The 19,344-nt window shown below is 52.7% G+C and carries 19 protein-coding genes; 9 read left to right on the plus strand and 10 right to left on the minus strand.

What is annotated here, in order from left to right; genetic code table 11:
* Positions 1-125 precede the first annotated feature (125 nt).
* Entirely contained in the window at positions 126-233 is a 108-nt protein-coding gene (locus tag WC598_RS14050) for a TOBE domain-containing protein (protein ID WP_372962136.1), read from the plus strand.
* Between the two features lie 216 nt (positions 234-449).
* On the opposite strand, the gene WC598_RS14055 is transcribed toward WC598_RS14050, so the two are convergent.
* Positions 450-1,199: a hypothetical protein gene (locus WC598_RS14055; RefSeq protein WP_372962137.1), complete on the minus strand. Its 750-nt coding sequence runs from the start codon at positions 1,197-1,199 to the stop codon at positions 450-452.
* A gap of 494 nt (positions 1,200-1,693) precedes the next feature.
* Between WC598_RS14055 and WC598_RS14060 the strand changes: the two genes are divergently transcribed.
* The 6 genes from WC598_RS14060 to WC598_RS14085 all read left to right on the plus strand — a co-directional run bounded on the left by WC598_RS14060 (position 1,694) and on the right by WC598_RS14085 (position 10,061).
* Positions 1,694-2,515, plus strand: a complete 822-nt coding sequence (locus WC598_RS14060; protein WP_372962138.1) for a metal-dependent hydrolase — start codon at positions 1,694-1,696, stop codon at positions 2,513-2,515.
* A gap of 293 nt (positions 2,516-2,808) precedes the next feature.
* Positions 2,809-3,171, plus strand: coding sequence for a DUF5658 family protein (locus tag WC598_RS14065; protein WP_372962139.1), 363 nt, complete (start codon positions 2,809-2,811; stop codon positions 3,169-3,171).
* A gap of 361 nt (positions 3,172-3,532) precedes the next feature.
* Entirely contained in the window at positions 3,533-5,122 is a 1,590-nt protein-coding gene (locus WC598_RS14070; protein ID WP_372962140.1) for a PEGA domain-containing protein, read from the plus strand.
* A gap of 48 nt (positions 5,123-5,170) precedes the next feature.
* On the plus strand, positions 5,171-5,983 hold the full coding sequence (locus tag WC598_RS14075; protein ID WP_372962141.1) for a hypothetical protein: 813 nt from the start codon (positions 5,171-5,173) through the stop codon (positions 5,981-5,983).
* Positions 5,984-6,258: 275 nt separating this feature from the next.
* Complete coding sequence (locus WC598_RS14080; protein WP_372962142.1) at positions 6,259-8,202, plus strand: type II/IV secretion system ATPase subunit; 1,944 nt, start codon at positions 6,259-6,261, stop codon at positions 8,200-8,202.
* A gap of 2 nt (positions 8,203-8,204) precedes the next feature.
* A complete protein-coding gene (locus WC598_RS14085) occupies positions 8,205-10,061 on the plus strand; it encodes a type II secretion system F family protein (protein WP_372962143.1) in 1,857 nt (618 codons plus the stop codon).
* A gap of 166 nt (positions 10,062-10,227) precedes the next feature.
* Here the strand turns inward: WC598_RS14085 and WC598_RS14090 are convergent, their stop codons facing one another.
* Positions 10,228-10,731 (minus strand): type IV pilin N-terminal domain-containing protein, encoded by a 504-nt coding sequence (locus tag WC598_RS14090; protein ID WP_372962144.1) that lies wholly within the window; start codon positions 10,729-10,731, stop codon positions 10,228-10,230.
* The gene (locus tag WC598_RS14095) at positions 10,728-11,408 is read right to left on the minus strand and encodes a type IV pilin N-terminal domain-containing protein (protein ID WP_372962145.1); all 681 of its coding nucleotides are present in this window, start codon (positions 11,406-11,408) and stop codon (positions 10,728-10,730) included. Before WC598_RS14095 ends, WC598_RS14090 begins: the two co-directional genes overlap by 4 nt.
* Positions 11,409-11,788: 380 nt before the next feature.
* Here WC598_RS14095 and WC598_RS14100 point away from each other — a divergent pair, with 380 nt between their 5' ends.
* Positions 11,789-12,217, plus strand: a complete 429-nt coding sequence (locus WC598_RS14100) for a type IV pilin N-terminal domain-containing protein (RefSeq protein ID WP_372962146.1) — start codon at positions 11,789-11,791, stop codon at positions 12,215-12,217.
* Positions 12,214-13,107 (plus strand): hypothetical protein, encoded by an 894-nt coding sequence (locus WC598_RS14105; protein ID WP_372962147.1) that lies wholly within the window; start codon positions 12,214-12,216, stop codon positions 13,105-13,107. The genes WC598_RS14100 and WC598_RS14105 overlap by 4 nt, the downstream gene beginning before the upstream one ends.
* A gap of 143 nt (positions 13,108-13,250) precedes the next feature.
* Here the strand turns inward: WC598_RS14105 and WC598_RS14110 are convergent, their stop codons facing one another.
* From WC598_RS14110 to WC598_RS14140, 7 genes are all read right to left on the minus strand, one after another.
* The gene (locus WC598_RS14110) at positions 13,251-13,904 is read right to left on the minus strand and encodes a class I SAM-dependent methyltransferase (protein ID WP_372962148.1); all 654 of its coding nucleotides are present in this window, start codon (positions 13,902-13,904) and stop codon (positions 13,251-13,253) included.
* Between the two features lie 206 nt (positions 13,905-14,110).
* On the minus strand, positions 14,111-14,710 hold the full coding sequence (locus tag WC598_RS14115) for a type IV pilin N-terminal domain-containing protein (RefSeq protein WP_372962149.1): 600 nt from the start codon (positions 14,708-14,710) through the stop codon (positions 14,111-14,113).
* A 4-nt stretch (positions 14,711-14,714) separates the two neighbouring features.
* On the minus strand, positions 14,715-15,422 hold the full coding sequence (locus tag WC598_RS14120; RefSeq protein WP_372962150.1) for a type IV pilin: 708 nt from the start codon (positions 15,420-15,422) through the stop codon (positions 14,715-14,717).
* Between the two features lie 300 nt (positions 15,423-15,722).
* Complete coding sequence (locus WC598_RS14125; RefSeq protein ID WP_372962151.1) at positions 15,723-16,520, minus strand: ABC transporter ATP-binding protein; 798 nt, start codon at positions 16,518-16,520, stop codon at positions 15,723-15,725.
* Positions 16,513-17,448: an ABC transporter ATP-binding protein gene (locus WC598_RS14130; RefSeq protein ID WP_372962152.1), complete on the minus strand. Its 936-nt coding sequence runs from the start codon at positions 17,446-17,448 to the stop codon at positions 16,513-16,515. The genes WC598_RS14125 and WC598_RS14130 overlap by 8 nt, the downstream gene beginning before the upstream one ends.
* Before the next feature lie 34 nt (positions 17,449-17,482).
* The gene (locus WC598_RS14135) at positions 17,483-18,304 is read right to left on the minus strand and encodes an ABC transporter permease (RefSeq protein ID WP_372962153.1); all 822 of its coding nucleotides are present in this window, start codon (positions 18,302-18,304) and stop codon (positions 17,483-17,485) included.
* Complete coding sequence (locus WC598_RS14140; protein WP_372962154.1) at positions 18,297-19,280, minus strand: ABC transporter permease; 984 nt, start codon at positions 19,278-19,280, stop codon at positions 18,297-18,299. Before WC598_RS14140 ends, WC598_RS14135 begins: the two co-directional genes overlap by 8 nt.
* Between the last annotated feature and the right edge of the window lie 64 nt (positions 19,281-19,344).

Consider the following 19,344-nt stretch of genomic DNA (forward strand, 5'->3'; position numbering starts at 1 on the left):
GCTTCGATGTGAAATTCTGCGAGGTTAATCCGGTTATGTCTGGCACATTTTGATTATCGCTGTACTAAGATATATTTCTAAGTATTACTTTATTCAAAACTCGGATATGTTACTGCGAAAGGTCGGTGGTATCATCCATCACCACAACCTCCGCTGAAAAACTGATGCTGAAGGAAGGGTCGAAGGTCTACGCGATTGTCAAGGCTTCCGAAGTGATGCTGGGGATCGATTGATTTTACTCTTTTTTCCACCCAGCTGAAACAAAATTGAATGAAACCCGGTCTGATCCCAACCGGTGGATTTTCCCTCCCTCTGGAGGCTTTAACCAGTTAACCCGGTAATGAACGATCCCATGTCAAATATTTGGGAGTCGACCGAGAGTCCCCCGGCATACTCAAACATTCCCTTTGTCCTTGCGGAGAAAGAAGATCCCCTAAAGGGGGGGAGAATTACTCGTCTGCCCCGTGAATGAAAGTAATGTCCGGGTTGTATGCATAGTTCTGTTTGGCACCACTGCCGTCGGTCTGGATAACTACTACCGTATTACCGGATATCTCCACCGTACCCGACCGGGAATCAATACCAATATTCCTGTTCAAGGCTCCACTCGAATTTACCAGGATGCGCCCGCCGGTTATCCTGACACCACTGTCGCGGTTTCCTTCATCGCCCCCATCAAGACCAAACGTATTGCTCCCGCCGCGCTGGTCAGTCCTGACGAGGCCGCCCGAGATGAGGATGAACCGCGATGCATAGATCCCTTTATTCTTGTGGCAGGCAGTATCAACCATCGTGAATACCGAACCACCGGAGATCGTGACATTCCCTGACTCTGCACAGAGGCCAAAGGCATTGCTGGTGCCATTGTTGTTCTGGCCATTCACGGTTATGTCAATGCGCCCGCTCTCAATGGAAACTGACGGTGCCCTGATTCCGTAGATCATATCCGTCCGGTTGTTGACAAGGATGCTAAGAGTCCTTCCTTCAGGAGATCGTATGATCACCGGGGCCGAGGATTCAATGCCGGCAGGGTTGCTGCTCCGGATGGTGACGTTCTCTTCAATCTGGATGATGAGTGGATCCGATCCGGTGTAATTGATGCCCTTACTGAACGGTTCAATTGCGACAGTGTTGAGACGATACTCGGTTGCTGACGCGGTGGAGATGAACAAGAGGATGCAAAGGATGATGAGAATCATCCGGGAGAAACCTGGTCCGGAACAAAGACCGGGCGTTTGACGGGGCCGGATCGGCATCACACTCTTTCCCGATGAAATAGTATCTGGTATCTGGATGGACATCAATCATTATTAGGAAAAAAATGTAATTAAAAGTATTGAATTAATTCAAATTGTTAATTACTAGTTTTTAATTATTGGGCATTCCCCAGATGATTACAGCCTCGCAGTCCATCCGGTAGTACCCGTTCACAATAAATCCAATATTTGGATTTGGTTTCAGGTAGTTCCTGCAACAGCGGTTCTGGGGTGTAAAACGTGCAGGGTTTGATAATATTAACTCATTCATATTTACAATTTCAAAATGTTAAAAGCAAATTATTATAATTCAACGCGATCAACATAGTGATCGTCCACACAAAAGCAGATGCTGCGGACAACATGCACACACATACAGAACAACGGGAACTAGGGAAGTCACCAGCTTCCCCCGGACATGAACCGGAGCACATCTCATGATCACCCGGCACCATATCGCACTCACCATTATGAGTACTCTTATCCTGTGTAGTGCACTGGTGCCGACATCTCCTGTTGTTATCCTCGCCATCTGCACGGGTGCCGGTATCGGGGCCATCCTGCCGGACATCCAGATGAAAAAACCGCATCGGTTTCAGGTAAGGACGCTTGCGTGGGCAATCACCCGGTTCAGCAGGATCCTGTGCACGCCTCTGCTCTGCCAGATGTACCAGCACCTGACAGGGCAGAACCTGGATCCCGGTGACAAACGACTGACACATTCCGTACCGGGAATACTATTCATCTGGGCAGTTTTTGCAGTCTTCCTGCTCGTTTTCGCATCCCTTGCCCAGGATCATGCGGCCACGGAGCTCTCTTTTGCATTTCTCTGGGGACTGCTGTTCGGCCTGATCCTGCACCTGATCGAAGACCTGTGCACCCGCAAGGGAATTACCCCCGTCTTCCCGCTCAGTACAACGAAAGTCTTCGGTTCTATCCGTCCCTGTGACAGCACCGACCGGAGGATCGCACAGTTCCATTACTATGACGGCTCGGTGGCGGCAATTATCCTCGCTTTCCAGTACCTGGGAACCGGGCCAGCGATCCAGGCAGAGTTCATATGCGTCTTTGGTCTCGGATCATGTCTTGGTATGATGATCCTGTCATCGGATGTGGAGATCATTGCAGAAGATCCAAAGGACGGGGTACCGGTAGCACCCCCTCAGGTTCTGCTGGATCCGATATTCTTTTTGGGAAAGCCCCGCTATCCCACAACGGGACTCATGATGGGCGTGTACTATTTCAATACAACCGGATAGGGAAATTGACGGCCGGATCCGGTACTGCCTTGTTCACCCTCAGTCCGGGTTTTCCACAGTTTTTGCTGCAATTGATGTGAAAGGATTATTCCGGGTAACCGGTTTCTCAAATAAATAATTTTGAATTTACATTTTTAAAAATTAAATTTTTTTGTTTGACACAAGGCCTGAAAAAAGGTCATATTATGTTCAATTTCATGAAAGGTGACCGTAACATCCGCCAAGCATATGATCAACTATATCTAACAAATAGAGCTCTAACCTCCAATAACGATCTACGGAGGCATGTTCAGATGCATACAGGATTACCAGCCCGGCAGGTCTTCTGTATTCACGATACCGGCATCCAGAAAACAATTATCTGGGGTACGGCAATCCTCGGGATGTTATTCTTTCTCGATATTCTTTCAACCGAGATCATCCTGAAATCCGGGGGAGTGGAACAGAACCCGGTAATGGAAGGAATTGTCCAGTGGCCGCTCCTGCACCTTGTGGTCAAAAGCCTGCTCCTGGTACTGGTCATTTTCATGGCCCGGGCTGCCGAAGGTCAGATCAGGGGATCCGGCAAAATATTCTTCGTATTCATTATCGGGATGTATATCCTGGTAATCGGCAACAACCTCGGGACTATTGCCATGAATATGTTCACCGGGTGAACGGATGTTTCCAGCCGGCCGGGACCGGACCTGGCTTCCAAGACGGGATGATCAAACCGGACCTGTATGAGAGATACGGAACCTTCGTTTTCCGTTGTAAAATTTTTGAATTGAGAGGACGACAGTAAAAATCCCTGGTGAGCGGGTCAATGATCGACCTGCCCGGGAATATTATCCCTGGTCGTGGGCACACCAGGTGAGATCTGCAATCCGGATCATGGGGAGATCATTTCCTTTAAATATTAAAAATAATTAACATTTCAATTTGTTAAACACATTAAGAAAACTTTTTCCCATTCATAGCGAATCTGATACTACAAGAATGAGAACGAGTTTATTTTTTGGATTTATTGTGATCCTGATGTTGTCCGCAGTTGTTTCTCACCCCGCTGCGGCAATAAACGGTACCTGTTCCATATCCATATCCTCCATACCGAACGGAGGATCCATCTCCATTGACGGCAGTGAATACGGGCCTACACCACGGGAAAATATCAGTATCTCATGCGGATTGCATACTATCGCGGTCAGCCAGAAAGGTTTTGATGATTTCCTGATCGCAAGTGACTTCCAGTTCGGGGAGCACAGGGACATCATTGCAGATCTTAAGGGAAAAAGTGACCGGGCTGAAATAATCATCAGAACAAAGCCTGTGCCCGCAGAACTCTACGTGGATGGGCATTACGAGGGAAAAACACCGGTAACCGTTTACAATCTGTTGCCGGGTCCTCATGCACTCCTTCTCACCGCGGAAGGATATGAGCCATACAAAGACGTTGTTACCGCTTCCATCGGGATGTCCCCCGAATACACTGAATATCTTGTTCCCCTTGCAGGAACCGGGTTTCTCAGTGTTACATCATTTCCTGAAGGCGCTACCGTAATTGTTGACGGGAATACAACCGGCATTACTCCCACTAACCTCAGGAGGGTTGCCAGCGGGAACCATACCGTTACTATCTGCAAAGCAGGGTACTGGAACTTTACCGGCATGGTAACTGTCAGCGGCGGGGAAGCCAGGATGGCCAGAGCGGATCTGGCCGCAATTCCCACATCCGGTATCCTGTATCTTGATTCTGCACCCGTGGGTGCGGAAATTTACCTGAATAACACCTTCAAGGGGGTTACACCATTAACTCTCGGGGAATTATCTCCCGGGGATTACCTGCTGGAATTCCGGCAGCCCTCCGGCTCATCCGCCAGCGGGACATTCCGGTTTGCAGCCGGGGGATCCTATGACCTTTTTGCCATGATGGAGAACCAGACAACGGGAGCAATAACCCTTCGGGAATGGCAGTACCAGAACGACAGTTATATGAAACGACAGCAGGGATGGGTGATGATCAACGCGACTCCTGTCATTGAGAGAACCTTCACCTGGTATGGGACCGGGCACGGGGCAACGATTATTCTTGATATTCCGCAGGACTTGTACGACTATTACAAGAGCCAGCCCCACCCAAAGGGTGACAGCCGGGACACATTTTCCCGCTATGCCATCAGTGAGCGGGACCGGCTGTATCTCAAGGCCCTTCTGGAAAAACTCAGGGGGGCCAGTGATCTCAGGACCTATGATGACCGGACTGATTACCGGAACGTTGTTGCATTCGTCCAGAGCATCAGGTACGAGGAGGATGTCGATCCGGTAACAAACCAGGAAACGGACTATTGGAAATATCCCGTGGAGACGCTTGCCGAGGGAAGCGGGGACTGCGAGGATACGGCGATCCTCACTGCGGCCCTTCTCAAAGAGATGGGATACGATGTTGCCATTGTACTCTTTGATGACCATGCCGCAGTGGCAGTAACCTGCGATAACTGCAATGGCTATTACTACCCGCTCAACAACAAGCGCTATTATTACCTGGAAACCACCGGGGCGGGTTTTTCGTTAGGCACCATGGACAAAAAACACCAGACCTCTGCTGCAGCCGTAGTCCCGCTCTCATGACCAGACACCATCCTGTTCAGCACTCTTTGTCAAGGAGATTTTAAAAAAATGGCACAAAAAAAGAGATCGGCCGGGGCATTTCCCCTGCTCTGTATCATTGTATTGATCCTGGTTGCTGCATCAATGGTTTCCAGTGGCTGTATTAAAAAGATCCAGAAAAGTTCGGAGCCTGCAGTACAGACTACCAATGGGTCAACTCATAGTCCCGGCAATGAAACTCTGGAATTTCCGATGGCGACTACTTCACAGAGCGCACCCAGTCAGACCCCGGTCCGGATGACCCCGTCAAAATCCGAGATTGTGCTTGAAGTCACACCGGTCCTGACGCCGGATCCGTACCCAATCCAGCATGCGACAAGGATCAACGGGACATCAGAAATCAACCCACTCTGGCGTGAGCCGGAGTTTCAGAAAAAATACCACCTGGCCGGAAATGCAACCGGACTCCTGGTGAATGTCGTGGAGGGCCCGCTGTATATTGTGTACACGGTGACCCCGCAGAAAGATTGCCTGAAAAATCCCGAGTCCTGCCGGGGAACAATAAAAGTTCCGGTTAACCGCCCCTACCTGACGATAACGGTCAGGGACAACACGACGCAGCAGGTCATTGCAGAGGACGGGTACGGGCGCGAGTACAGTTCGGATATTGGAAAATACGCAATATCGATCTCCTCAAAAAATGCTGAAGGCAGCACGAATACCGATACATCAACACCCGGCCCGCGGTACATACCGATCTACAGGGAGGGGTCATTCCAGATCACCATCGAGGGGAACTACCTGGATACCGATATCTCCATTATTACCGGCACCTCTCCCAATCCCCGGCAAAAGGGAATGGAACCGGGAAAAAAGACATGAATATCCTCTGTGCTGAGGATGTCGTATACTCTGAAACCGTCATTGCCGGACATAATCACACGAAGAACAATCCCATCCGGGGAAAACCGGCCTGAACAAAATTAAATTTAATTATTTTACTTAATCAACAGGTTAATTAAATAATGTAAATATTTTATGGGATAAGAACCCAGATTACTACAACAAAGAGTCCTGCCATCCCGTTTCGTATACCGCCCCAATCCCACCCGAACCGGGTGGAAGAGTCAGTCAACATCAACAGATTTTCAGGAAAAATGCGAGGTTCCATGCTCCAGAGGCTCTTATCCACCGTATCTTCTGCCTTTGCCTCAATCGGGTTGAACGGCAAAACGGGCTCTCTTTCAGGGTTCATCGAGAAGGTCTCATCGCGAAAATGGATCTTCAGAGCGAGAGGCGATCAGCCGGATCCGTCCCCGCAGTCTTTCAGACGCTCAGGGTTATTCACGCCACGCGGCATCTGCTCATCCATCATGGGGATTTTGGCCGTCCAGGGCAGGGCCGGGATCGCAGTGGCCGGTGCGTTCACCCTGGCAGGTATCGTTTCAGCATACATTGTCCTGTTCATCGATCTCGATCTTCCCGTTATGCTGCTCCTTTCAGCGGTCAGTATCATCGCCCTGTTCCTGTCGGGTCTTGCAATCAGGACACGGATAAAACACAATATCGGCTCTTCCGGAGAAGGGGAGTTCCAACCCACACCACCGGATCAACATATCCCCGACCCAGGAGCGGCTAGGGAATACCGGTGTCCTGCGCCGGGTTTAGCGATACCGGAAGAGAGATCGCTTGCTACCCTTGAACAGTACTGGGTTGTGGAACCATACTCTTTTGTAAGGATCCTGAGGACCGGAAACCAGGGTTTTGTCTATACCGTAGTCGAGCCCGCAATATCAAAGAAAGAGAGGACACTCCTCCTGGAAACCTATGCACACTTCCGGGACATCATCATCTATGATTCCTCTGACACAGACAAGAGTGACCGCCTCGAGTTCGGATTCATTGCCCGGATCATCCGGCAGTTCGATCCCCTGATTGCCGATGATCGTCTTGCTCTCCTGCTCTATTACCTGAAACGCGATCTCTCGGGGTATGGTCCCCTGGAAGTACTTATGCGGGATCCGGCTCTGGAAGATATCAGCTGCAACGGGAATCACCTTCCTGTTTTTATTTTCCATAAAATCCACGGCAGCCTGCCGAGCAGTATCGTACTCAGCGAGGGAGAACTGAACCAGTTTGTCCTGAAACTCGCCCAGAAAGCAAACAAACAGATCTCGCTCTCCAACCCCATGGTGGATGCGACCCTGCCCGGGGGTGCCCGGGTCCAGATCACGTACAGCGATGTCGTCTCCACCAAAGGAAGTTCGTTCACTATCAGGAAATTCCGTGCCGAGCCCATGACACCGCTGGATCTCATCCGGATGGGCACGTTCAGCGCCGAGACCCTTGCATATCTCTGGCTTGCTATAGAATACAGGAAAAGCCTGCTGGTTGTCGGGGGCACGGCAAGCGGGAAAACTTCGACCATGAATGCGGTCTCGCTCTTCATCCCGCAGAACGCAAAGATCGTTTCCCTTGAAGATACCCGGGAGATCCAGCTCCCGCACAAGAACTGGCTTCCCACCCAGACACGCGAGCTGAACGTTGAAGGGGTCAAGGGGGACATCGATATGTTCTCCCTCCTCAGGGCGAGTATGCGCCAGCGGCCCGAATATATTATTGTCGGGGAGGTGAGGGGACACGAGGCCCAGACCCTCTTCCAGGCAATGAACACCGGTCACGCAACCCTCTCAACCATCCATGCAGGCAGCGTGTACGAGGCAATCAACCGGCTGACCCACGACCCCATCAATGTTCCGGCGGTCATGTTCCAGGCCCTGGACCTCGTGATCGTCCAGTCGATTTATACGATCGGCAACACGAGAATCCGGAGGAATATGTCCATCCACGAGATCGAAGTGGACAAAGAGGGAGAGATCCATCCACGGCTCCTGTTTGAATGGGATATCCAGAGCGATACCTTCCGCAGGACTACGGAAAAATCCCGGGTTCTCGCGGAGATAGCATTTCATAACGGGTGGAGTGAGGAAGATCTTGCGCACCAGATACAAAAACGCGAGGAGTTTTTCCGGTGGGCCCTGGAGGTTGAACCGCCTTCGATTACCGACCTGGCCAACGCCATCCACGATCTCGGGGCCTGATCATGCAACTGCCGGAATCCCTGCGGCTGGCAGAGAAAAAAGTGACCGGGCTTGAGATCCTGCTGCACGGCACCCATCTCCGGGGCGCACTCCGGTCTGCCCATATGCCGGTATCGGCTGAGGATTATCTCAGGACCGTCCGCCTTAATGTTGCAGCAACCACGGGGTTTTTCATCGCCCTTTTTCTGGTTTTTGCGTTCACCGGCTATGAGTTGGATCTTTTCGGGATTACAACCTCCATGATGGTCTTCTGGATCCTTGCATTCGGGGTTGTTGTCCCGGGAGTCTATATTTTTCATATGTATTACCCGGTCATCCTTGCACGGGGGAGAAAGAGCCGGATCGATCTGGATCTCCCGTATGCGATCTCCTACATGCAGGCACTTTCGACAACAATGCCGCCATTTGAGATCATGCGGAGAATTTACCGGGAGGGGGATATGTTCGGGGAAGTCTCAAACGAGTTCGGCATGGTTGTCCGTGACGTTGAGCTGTTCGGGGATGATATGATCACCGCTATGCGGAACCTCCAGAACACAACTCCTTCAGCCAACCTGAGGGATTTCCTCAACGACCTTGGGATCGTCTTTGACAGCGGGGGAGACATCTCCTCGTACCTTGGGGCAAAAACCGAGTATTACCGGGAACAGGCAAAACAGGAACTGGAACTTGTCCTCAAGACCATCGAGATCATGGCTGAGGTATACGTCTCTGCATTCGTTGCCGGGCCGATTGCACTCATCATCATGATCGTTGCGCAGGGTATGACCAACTCCCAGGGAATGAACTGGATCCTCCCTTTAATGTACGTCATCATCCCGGTTGGGGCCATCGTCATGGTCTGGATCCTCTCCATCATGCTCCCCCCGGAGAACATGGATGTCAGCAGGAGGGAAGTAATTGAACAGGATTTCGGGTCTGGCATTCCCTCCGAGGATGTCCCTCCCTCCGCGGAAGAGGCTGCCCGGGACCAGGTATTTTTTAAGCGGATCGAATCCCGAAAACGGATGAACCTCCTGAAAGCAAGTCTTCGCAATCCGCTGAGGACATATATCACCAATTATGATTACAGCCTGATCGCGGCAACGATTGTTGCAGGCATCATGGCGGGGTTGTGGTATACCGGGTGGATGAAATCGCTCTTTCCCCACAACGGATTCGAGGCATTCCTCTGTGTCCTTATCATCGGGTTCATGGTGCCGGTCGTCATCGCATACGAAGGACGGCGCTGGTATGTCAGGAATGTTGAGGCACATCTCCCGGAGTTCCTCCGGGAGCTCTCGGATATGAAGGATATCGGCATCACCCTCCAGGAAGCCATTCACCGGATATCGGGAGCAAGACTTGGGGTGCTCAGTTCCGAACTTTCCGTGGCATCCCGGGATATCGAGGCAGGGGCCTACGTCAATACGGCACTTGTCCGGATGGAAGCCAGAATCGGTCTTGTCTCGGTCAAGCGGGCGATCTCCCTCCTTGTCCGGGCAAGCGAGATCACGACCAACCTCCGGCAGATCTTCATCATTGCGATCACCGATTTGGAGCATTACCTGAGGCTCAAGTCAGAGCGGGCGAATACAACCATCGTGTACGTGATGATCATCTACCTCTCGTTCGGGATCTATCTCTATACAGCATACCAGCTGAACGTCCCGTTCCTTTCAAGTTTCAAGGGACATAATTTAAGCATCTCCCTTGACTCTGCCGGGAACCTGACCGAGATGTTCCGGATCGGGATCATTCTTGCCACATTTTCCGGGATCATGGCCGGCCAGTTCAGTTCCAACAGCGTGCTTGCCGGCTTCAAGCACAGTATCGTGCTGCTGGCAGCAGCGCTCGCGCTGTTCGTATTCCTCATGTAATCCAGCAGGAGAATAATCCACAGGTATGATGGGTTTAATGCATATCCGGGTAGAGACCATCATCCCTGATGGGTCATGACTCCGGAAGTAACACCGGATCGTTCCAGGGAAGAAAAATTCATGGGACGGGGACCGGAATCCCAGGAAAGATCAAAAGGGAGACAGGTCAGAGGTAAACCGATCCGATGGCGATCGTTTTGCTGGTACGGGTATCGATGATCATCCAGGTGACTTCCTGGTTTTTCAGAAAGAGGGTATTTCCGAACCTGATACCGTTATTCTCGTGAAGAATATTATCCGGTGTTTCGGATTCGATGTAGAATGTATCTCCCGGCCTGATGGTTGTCTCCGTGCTTCCGACCTGGGTAAAATTGACGACGATTCCGTTGGTATCGGTTTTACGCAGCGTTGTCTTGTTTTCCCCGGCCTGGAGCGCCACCCGTATGGTGTTCAGGGAGAACGGATCCCCACCGGCGTGATCGAAGTAGGTCCGGTTATCGTAAAGACTGGCCCTGACCTTGATCGTACTCTGGGGAGTCTTGTCGGGAGATTCACTGAATCCTCCCGCAAACGCGCTGACAAGTGCTGCGATCATGACGGTAACTGCAAGCATCAGCATCACACCCACGACCGGGGAAACTGCCGCTTCCCTGCCACCTGCAGTGTTCAAAGGATTATCACGTCCTTATCAAAGATGACCTGGCCGCTCGGGTTGTGGATGATCTTCACCGTTACCGTTGAGCCTGCAGGAAATTCCTTATCAGCGTTCTGGAAATTTACTCCCGGGAACAGGTACTCCATGCCGGTATTGTGGGAATGGTCCGGACCGCAGAATTGTGCGGGGGTTACGAGAATATCCCCGGGAGCGAAGGTTGCAAGGGGATTGCCAAACCAGTTGTCATTGCCGGTAGCGGAATCTCTTACCGGGTTATTTTTTGTCCCGAACCGGTTGGCATCGTTGATGAAGAGGACTCCGCAATACTGGTCTGCCGTGTAGGTAACCGTCCGGGTAGTCCATGCAGCGTCCCCCGGTACTGCCTGCTGTCCGATAAGATCGCCTTTGTTTAACGTTCCGGTTACGGGATTCCGGTAATACATGACAAGCCGGATATCCCTGGTCGGGAGCACGTTCCCGCTGATGTGCCGGATCATGAGGGAAGAGACATTATACCCGCCATAGTCCTTTGAGGAAAAGATAGTAACATCAAGGATTGCATCTGGGGCTTTTTTCTGGGTGCCGGAGAGTCCCCCGGCGGTTGCACTGACGATTGCTGCGATCATGATGGTGACTGCAAGCATCAGCATCACACCCACAACCGGGGATACGCCCTGCTCGTTTTGTTTCATTCCGTCACATTCCTGTTGTTCGAGTCTTTGCGTCCCGCCCGGTACGGGTTTTTTATCAAATCATGGGACTGGCATTCAAACCGGGTTTTGGCATAATTTATTTAATAATTATGTTTAACAATACTTATTAATTTAACACTTTAATTTACCAAACTGAACACGATCACTACCACGGTATTGAGGCTGTACCGGTTGCCGGTTCCAGAATGGAACAATAATACTGCACACGGGTGTACCGGAGCCCCGTGGGGGATACGCAAATCCGTGATACAAGAGGGGACTTGGTTTGGCCCGTCCCGGCCCCGTTATCACCAGGGGGATAACGGCCCGGTATTCCAATCAACAGGCCCTGCAGTTATCATCAGAGAAGGTGCGCCGGAATGAACCAGAAATCCGATACGGAAAACGGGGTATCAGCAGTCATAGGGGAGATGCTGATGATCGGACTTGTTATCATGCTCATTGCGGTTTTTATGTCGGTTGTCGGGAACAGTCTTCCTTCAGCTCACGACCCGGGCGTTACCCTGCTGATCACAAACGATACAAATCACGTCATCCTCTGGCATAAAGGGGGAGACTGGATTAACGCTGAAGAGATCACGATTGTCATCGGGGATGACCGTAACCGGAAAAAGTATTCCCGCAAAGATGCGGAATTCCATCTCGTTCCGGCAAAAGAGGTGTTCGATCTCGGGAGCAATATCACGATCGACCTCTCAAAGGATTTCCCCGCAGGGCTTGCGGGCACTGAAACGGTGAGCCTTGTCACTCCGGCGTCGCAGGTATTTTCCGGAAAGGTGCGGATATGAGGGACGAGGCTGTTGCGCCGGTCGTTGCTGCAATGCTCATCCTCGCAGTGATTGTTACGGCTTTTTCCGCATGGAATGCCATCGTCATCCCCTCCATGAAAGAGCAGGCCGAGATGGTACACCTGCAGGGAGTGGAGGAATCGTTTGCGCGCTTTTCTTCCGATGTTGATGCCGCAGCTTCCATGAAGCGGGATATGAAACTCTCCGTGCATATGCCTCTCGGGGGAGGGGATACTGTGGTTAATTCCCTGAAATCCGGAGGCACTCTCAGAGCCCTGACAGAAGATGACGGATACATGGAGGTAGGGATTACGTATGCAGGGGGAACGACAGAGACCGCTCTGTTCCGGCTGGCAAATTATTCCTACCGGCCGGTGGGGAACTTCTGGCAGGACCAGGGATATGACTGGTCATACGGGTACATCAACGTGACCAAAGGATCCATAACAACTCCGCTTGAATACGCGGATATGAACAGCATCCCGTTCGACCTTGCAGGTTCGCTCATCGGTTTTGAGCCGGTCCACTCCGGTGCGGACCCGGCCAGATGTTCCGGCATGGTTGTCATGGCAGTGAATGTTACTGCAGATCCCGGCCACTCCTCTGCCAGCGGGAACGGGATCGGGACGCTGGCGCTGAACAGTTCTATGCAGTCCCGGCAATTTGCCAAAGTAACGAATATCCGCATATCTGCCCGCAGCGGGACCCCCGCGGGATTCCGGGCCGCCCTGTGGAATTATACGGACAGCAAGGGATTTGACGTAAGCAGGCAATGCACGAACGTGATCGTGCAGAATGGCACACCAAATATCATCGATCTCCAGTTCGAGGCCTCCCCGGAAGTTACCGTGATACGTAAGATAACCGCGATTGGGATCCGGGCCGGTTGAGATTCATGTTCTTTGGGAGAGGAAAAAAGAGGGGGATCCCCGTACAGCTGTTACCTGGTGCACCGTGAGGATACGGTGCCGTGATTCCGGTTGCAGGGTGAATGGCCTTGTTTTTGGTCCGGAGTATCCCGGTTTATTGGCCACTACATTTTCCGGAAAACCACCCAGAGCCCGGAATCATCGCTGATGATCCGGTAATTGCGGATGCCTGCAGATTCAGCGGACCCGGCAATCTCTTCGGGAGCCACCCTGCGGAATCGTGTCCATGCAGGGCAATCCGGATCACCTGCGATCCTTCGGGTCTTCATTGCGGAGAGCACTTCATTGCGGATCCGGGCGCTGCCATATCCCCCGCCAATATAGGCCATGCCGCCCTGCTTGAGAACCCGGAGGATTTCAAGAAACGCTTCAGGAAGAGAGGCCCAGGAATGGTACGACCCCCGGCTTACCACGAGATCGAACGTGGCATCGGCTGCCGGGATTGCATGGACATCCCCGAGAACCGGGATGACCCGGTCTTCCAGATGATTTTTTCGGATATTCTTTATGGCAAGCACAAACATCTCCGGCGAACAGTCAAGCGCGGTCACCCGGAGATCCGAGAGCAGTGCAAGGGCAAGGGCCAGCGGGGCCGGCCCCGAACCGAGATCGAGGCAGGTGCCGGTTGTGATCCCGGTCCGTTCGAGAACCTGGTCGGCGATGACAGGATAGATGGCGGCAAATATCATCCGGGTGAATTCGTCATACTGCCGGGCATCTTCTCCGTTATTCCAGAGGGGATCAGATGTTTCAGTCATAGCCGTTCAGAATCCTGATAATAGCGCATATTGTCATTGTACCCGTGCCGGCTTTTCATATGTCAACGGCTCCTGCAACATACATGGTAAAAAGGAAAAAAGGGCCTGACGGGAACGGAACCGACGCAAAAACAGGCGTTTTGCTGACGGTTATTGGTTTCCCGCATCTTAAAGCGATGGTGACTAATCCTTCGTCATGCCCCCCATTATCCCGTAATCATCACGTCGGAACTTGAAATTGTTCTTCCTTGGGTGTCACTTACCACGAGCGTGAAGGTCTTCCCAACACTGTTCTGGTTCCGGGCGCACAGGTTCCACATGTATCTTGTGCCGCTGTACGACCATCCATCTGAACCAATGGTATAGGGTTGAGGGCAATTTATCGGCTGCAGGTTGTCACAACGCGAATTCAGCGGACTGATGTAGAGGGTGTCACCCGCCTTGAATGCCGTTATATTGTACCCCCCTCCAGCAAACTTTACCGGATTGAGATTGGCGTCAGTAATACTCGACATATTGAGGAGCTGGGTGGTCTGTTCTTTGAGACCGGTCCCAAAAGTAGGTCCGTCATATATACTGAAGACAAGCTGGCTGGTCGGCAGTGAGTCGCCACCGGCATGGATAATCTGCATCCCCTGGGATACGCTGAATGTGCCCTGGATCGTTGCCTGGTAGGGTTTGGTTTGCGATGAGACGGAACCTCCGGCAAAAGCGGAGACAACTGCCGCGATGATGATCGTCACGACCAGCATCAGCATCACGCCGACAACCGGTGAGACTGCACTCGTGTTATTGAATGATTTCATGGTTTTATCCCCCCTGTACCGACACGGTCTTCGATAGGAGCGTCTGTCCAGTCGGTATGTAAATAGCCTTCACGGTTACTATGTCCCCGGGCTGCAGGTTCTCCCATCCGGTACCGAGTACTGCCTGGGTAGCATCAATCTGGCCGTCGGCATAATTTCCACCAGTAGTATAGGTGTACGGCGTTGTAACACCGTACCCGCTGGTGTCGCTTTGACCGGGATTACCGCCTATTGCCTGGCCGCTGGTAGTACCATACGGGATTGCCAGGAGCGAGGTCCCCTGTATGAGGGAATAGTTTCCAAAATACTGGTAGGGTTTATTGTGATAATTGGTCGCGTCCTGCACACTTTGGTTCAGAACACCGGCACCGATGCCATAAGGAGCAGTGCTGTAAACCGGGCTATTGGTCTTCATTCCCACAAAACAGTATACATTGTTTACACCGCCAATGGAGGTGTTGCCACCGTGAATGGAGGTTCCATCCGTCCTGCGGGTCGTTGTCCATGCAGTTACGATCTTGACCTTACTGGTCGCGATCGCATCGCTGGACCCGGTTACCGCTCCATAGAAACCACTACCAATCCAACTGCCGGTGTTTACGATTCGGATATCCATCGCAAGGGTCGGGGCCTTGGATGCACCTCCAAGCAACCCTCCCGCGAATCCGGAAACAACGGCTGCAACGATGATGGTAACAACTAGCATCAGCATTACACCGACCACCGGTGACATTGCATCTTCGCGATTTTTTCTCGTTTGTCGATTCAGATATTGCATAGTGTATTCCTCTTGCTCATTACTCATGAGGCGTGTCATGACGGAGCACGAGCGGCAGCCTCCCGGCTGCAAACCTGTTCTGCCATGCCGTTCACATATTTTTTAAATTAAAGTATTTAACAAGATCCATTTGTTAATAGTTTTAAATTAATTATCCAAAGAGATCCACGAATCCCCCTGACAGATAAAACATGGATTATCCGATTGCGGACAGGGTTTCAAAAAGGACTGCGTTCATTCAGGCTGTGCCGGCTTCCCGAACCAGGCATCGCTCTCCCGTGCAGCGTCCACGAGCCGGGCAGTATAGGAATTCTGCGGGCGGCTCAGGACATCCTGGGTTGTTCCGGATTCCACCACCCGCCCCTGGTGAAGCACAACCACCCTGTCGCTCATCTGGCCGATGAGCTGCAGGTCATGGGAGATGAAGAGAATGGTGAGGTTCATTCTCTGCCTGATCACCTGGATGAGACTTAAGATCTGCGCCTGGACCGAGAGATCGAGCGCCGAGGTAGGCTCGTCCAGGACAAGAAATTCCGGTTCCAGGGCAAGGGCGCGGGCAAGGGCAGCCCGCTGCTTCTGGCCACCGGAGAGTTCGAAGGGACGACGGCCGGCAAGTTCCGGTTGAAGGCCGACCATTGCAAAGAGCCCGGCGACCCGGTCGGTCATCTCATGCCGGCCGGCCCGCTGCCAGATCTCAAGCGGTTCGGCAACGGACACACCAATGCTCAACCTCGGGTCAAGCGCAGTATCGGGATCCTGGAACACGATCTGCATCCGGGGCCGGAGCTGCCGCAGGGCGGATTTTCTGAGCGCAAAGAGATCTGATCCTTCGAACAGGACCCGGCCGGCGCTTGGTTCCGCAAGCCGGATCATGATCCGGCCAAGCGTGGACTTTCCGCTGCCACTCTCCCCGACAAGTCCCAGCGTTTCGCCTTTTTTGATGGTGAAAGAGACGTTGCTCAGAACAGATGCCGGTTTCCTGTGGAGGAAACCGGACGTGTAAGACTTGGAAACCTGTTCCAGCTCAATCATACCGGAAACACCTGACCAGCCGGCCTTTCCTGGCAGTTTTCATAGGGGGATGATCGGTTTTGCACCGATCCGTTGCACAGCAGCACCGCGGGTAAAAACGGCAGCCGGGCGGAAACGCTCCTGGAGGCGGGCTCATGCCGGGGATCGGGTGGAACCCTGCCGAGGGCAGGGATGCAATAAGGCCCTGGGTATACGGGTGCAGGGGCAGGGCAAATACCTCGCGGGTAGGACCGTATTCCACGATCTCTCCCGCGTACAGGACTGCAGTCCAGGAGGCGAGAGCCCACGCCGTTCCCAGGTCATGGGTGATCAGGAGGAGGGTCCGTTTGCTGAGCACTTTTTTCAGGAGAACGAGGATTTGTGCTTTTACAATCGGATCAAGGCCTGAAGTAGGCTCATCAGCAATAATGAGATCCGGGTTGCAGGCAAGAGCCATCGCGATCATGACCCGTTCCCGCATACCCCCGGAAAACTGGTGCGGGTATTTCTGCATATCCTTTTCGGGATGTTCGAACCCGAGATCCTCCAGCAGGGAGGCGATCTCCCGGGGGTATTGTTCCTTTGTACAACAGCCGTGAAGAGCGAGGGATTCTTCGATCTGGTCGCCAACCGCAACAACCGGGTTGAGGGAGGAGGAGGAATTCTGGGAGACCAGGGCAATGTTTTTTCCCCGGATATGCTGCATTTCCGGTTCGGATACCTGCAGAAGATCTCGTCCAGCATACCGTATGGACCCGCAAACCCGGGCATTGGGCGGCAGAAGCCGCATCACCGACATCCCGAGAACGGTCTTACCACATCCCGATTCCCCGATAATGGCAGTTCTCTCGCCGGTATCAAGACCCAGGCTGATAGTATCGATCACCGGTACGACACCGGACCGGGTCTCGAACCGTACGGACAGGTCGGAAATCTCAAGCAGGGTCATGAATCAAAACCGCCTCCGGATGAAATCCTGTGGCTCATATCCGGTTCACCTCAAGCCGGGGGTTGAAGGACTCTTCCATGCTGTAGCCGGCCAGGGCAAGGGCAAGGGAGATACCAACAACCGCGATACCGGGCGGGAGTATCCACCACCAGAGACCCAGGGAAAGTGCCCCGAAGGTATAGGCATTCTGGATCATCGAACCCCAGTCCACCGTCATGGTATCCCAGAGCCCGATAAAGCTCAGTCCCACGCCCATCACGAGAAAATGCTGCGATGAGGAGACAAATTTGGCCGTCACGACCGGCATCAGGTTGGGAAGGAGATGGTGGGACATAATCCGGAGATCCGATGACCCGATGGCACGCGCTCCCTCAATAAACGGTGTCTTTGCAAGCGAGAGCGCCGGGGCGCGGATGACCCGGATGCCATGGAGACTCCCAAGGATACCCATTAAAATGCTGACCTGCACGATTCCCGTGTTGAAAAATGTGGTCAGAACAATGAGCAGGGGGAAGATGGGGATGGGCATTAAGATATCGATCACCCGCGATGCAATCTCATCAACAAAGCCACCGTAATACCCGAGGATAATTCCAATGCTGGTGCTGATAAGTACTGACAACAGGGCAGCACAGAACCCGAAGAGCAGGGTAATGCGGGCGCCGTATACCAGCTGGGCAAAGATATCCTGGCCCACGTCATTGGTTCCAAACAGGTGCCCGCCACCCGGGGGCTGGAGGGGTTTTCCGGTAATTTCCGTGGGGCCGAAGGGGGCAATCAGCGGGGCGGCAAGTGCGATCCCGATGTAGATGAAAAGGACAACAATACTCCCCCAGAAAAGGATCTTCCTATTCATCGTTCCCCATCCTGATCCGCGGATCGATCATGGAGACGAGGATGTCAGCCAGCAGCATTGCGCCGATGGTAAACAGGGCATCCAGGAGAAATATCCCCTCAAGTAACGGCAAATCCCGCATCCGCAGGGCTTCGGTGGTCATGAAGCCAATCCCCGGCCAGGAAAAAACCGTTTCAATGAATATGTTTCCCGTGATGATCGCCGCACACTGGAATGATGCAATAGTTATCATCGGAAGGAGTGCATTTTTCAGCGCATGCCGCCAGAGGATTGCACGCTCGTCCAGCCCTTTGGCCCGGGCAGTCGTGATATAATCATCCCCGATGACCGCGATCATCGAGTTGCGCATCACGTAGTAATTCCCGGTGGCGATAAAAAGGGTCATAAGCGCGATGGGCAGGATTGCATGGTACAGTAAGTCCGGAACACTGAGGCCGGTTGACAGTATGCCAATACTGCTGTATCCCCCGAGCGGAAACCACTGGAGGTAAAAGGAGAAGACCATGACTGCCATGATCGCCCACCAGAACTCGGGGATTGCGCGGATCACAATCATGAGATTGAAGAGCGCGAGATCCTTCCGGCTGCCGGATTTCCATCCCGACCATGCACCCATCGCCGTACCGATAAGGATCCCGAGAACCGTTGCGGGAAGGAGGAGGACGAGCGACCAGCTGAGTTTCTCCAGGATCAGGGGAAAGACCGGCAGGCCGTACGCATAGGAGTAGCCCCACTGCCCGTGGAGGATGTTGAGGATATAGAGGACGTATTGGTCAGAGAGGGGAAGATTGAGCCCGAACTGCTGGTAGAACTGTTCGACAGCTTCTTTTGGCACTTTGTTGGTGAGCCAGAGCAGGTAATTGGTGATGTAGTCCCCGGGCATCAGGTGCAGGAGAAAGAAGGTGAGGGTTACGCAGACAAGAAACGACAGCCCGCTGAAACAGAGCCGCTTCACGAGATACTGGCCGCTGATCATACTCCATTCACCAAAAAAACCCGACCGCGGTTTCCAGAACGGGTATCTGCCCGGAAAAATCTTA

Source organism: Methanoregula sp. (assembly GCF_041645475.1).
GTDB lineage: Archaea > Halobacteriota > Methanomicrobia > Methanomicrobiales > Methanospirillaceae > Methanoregula.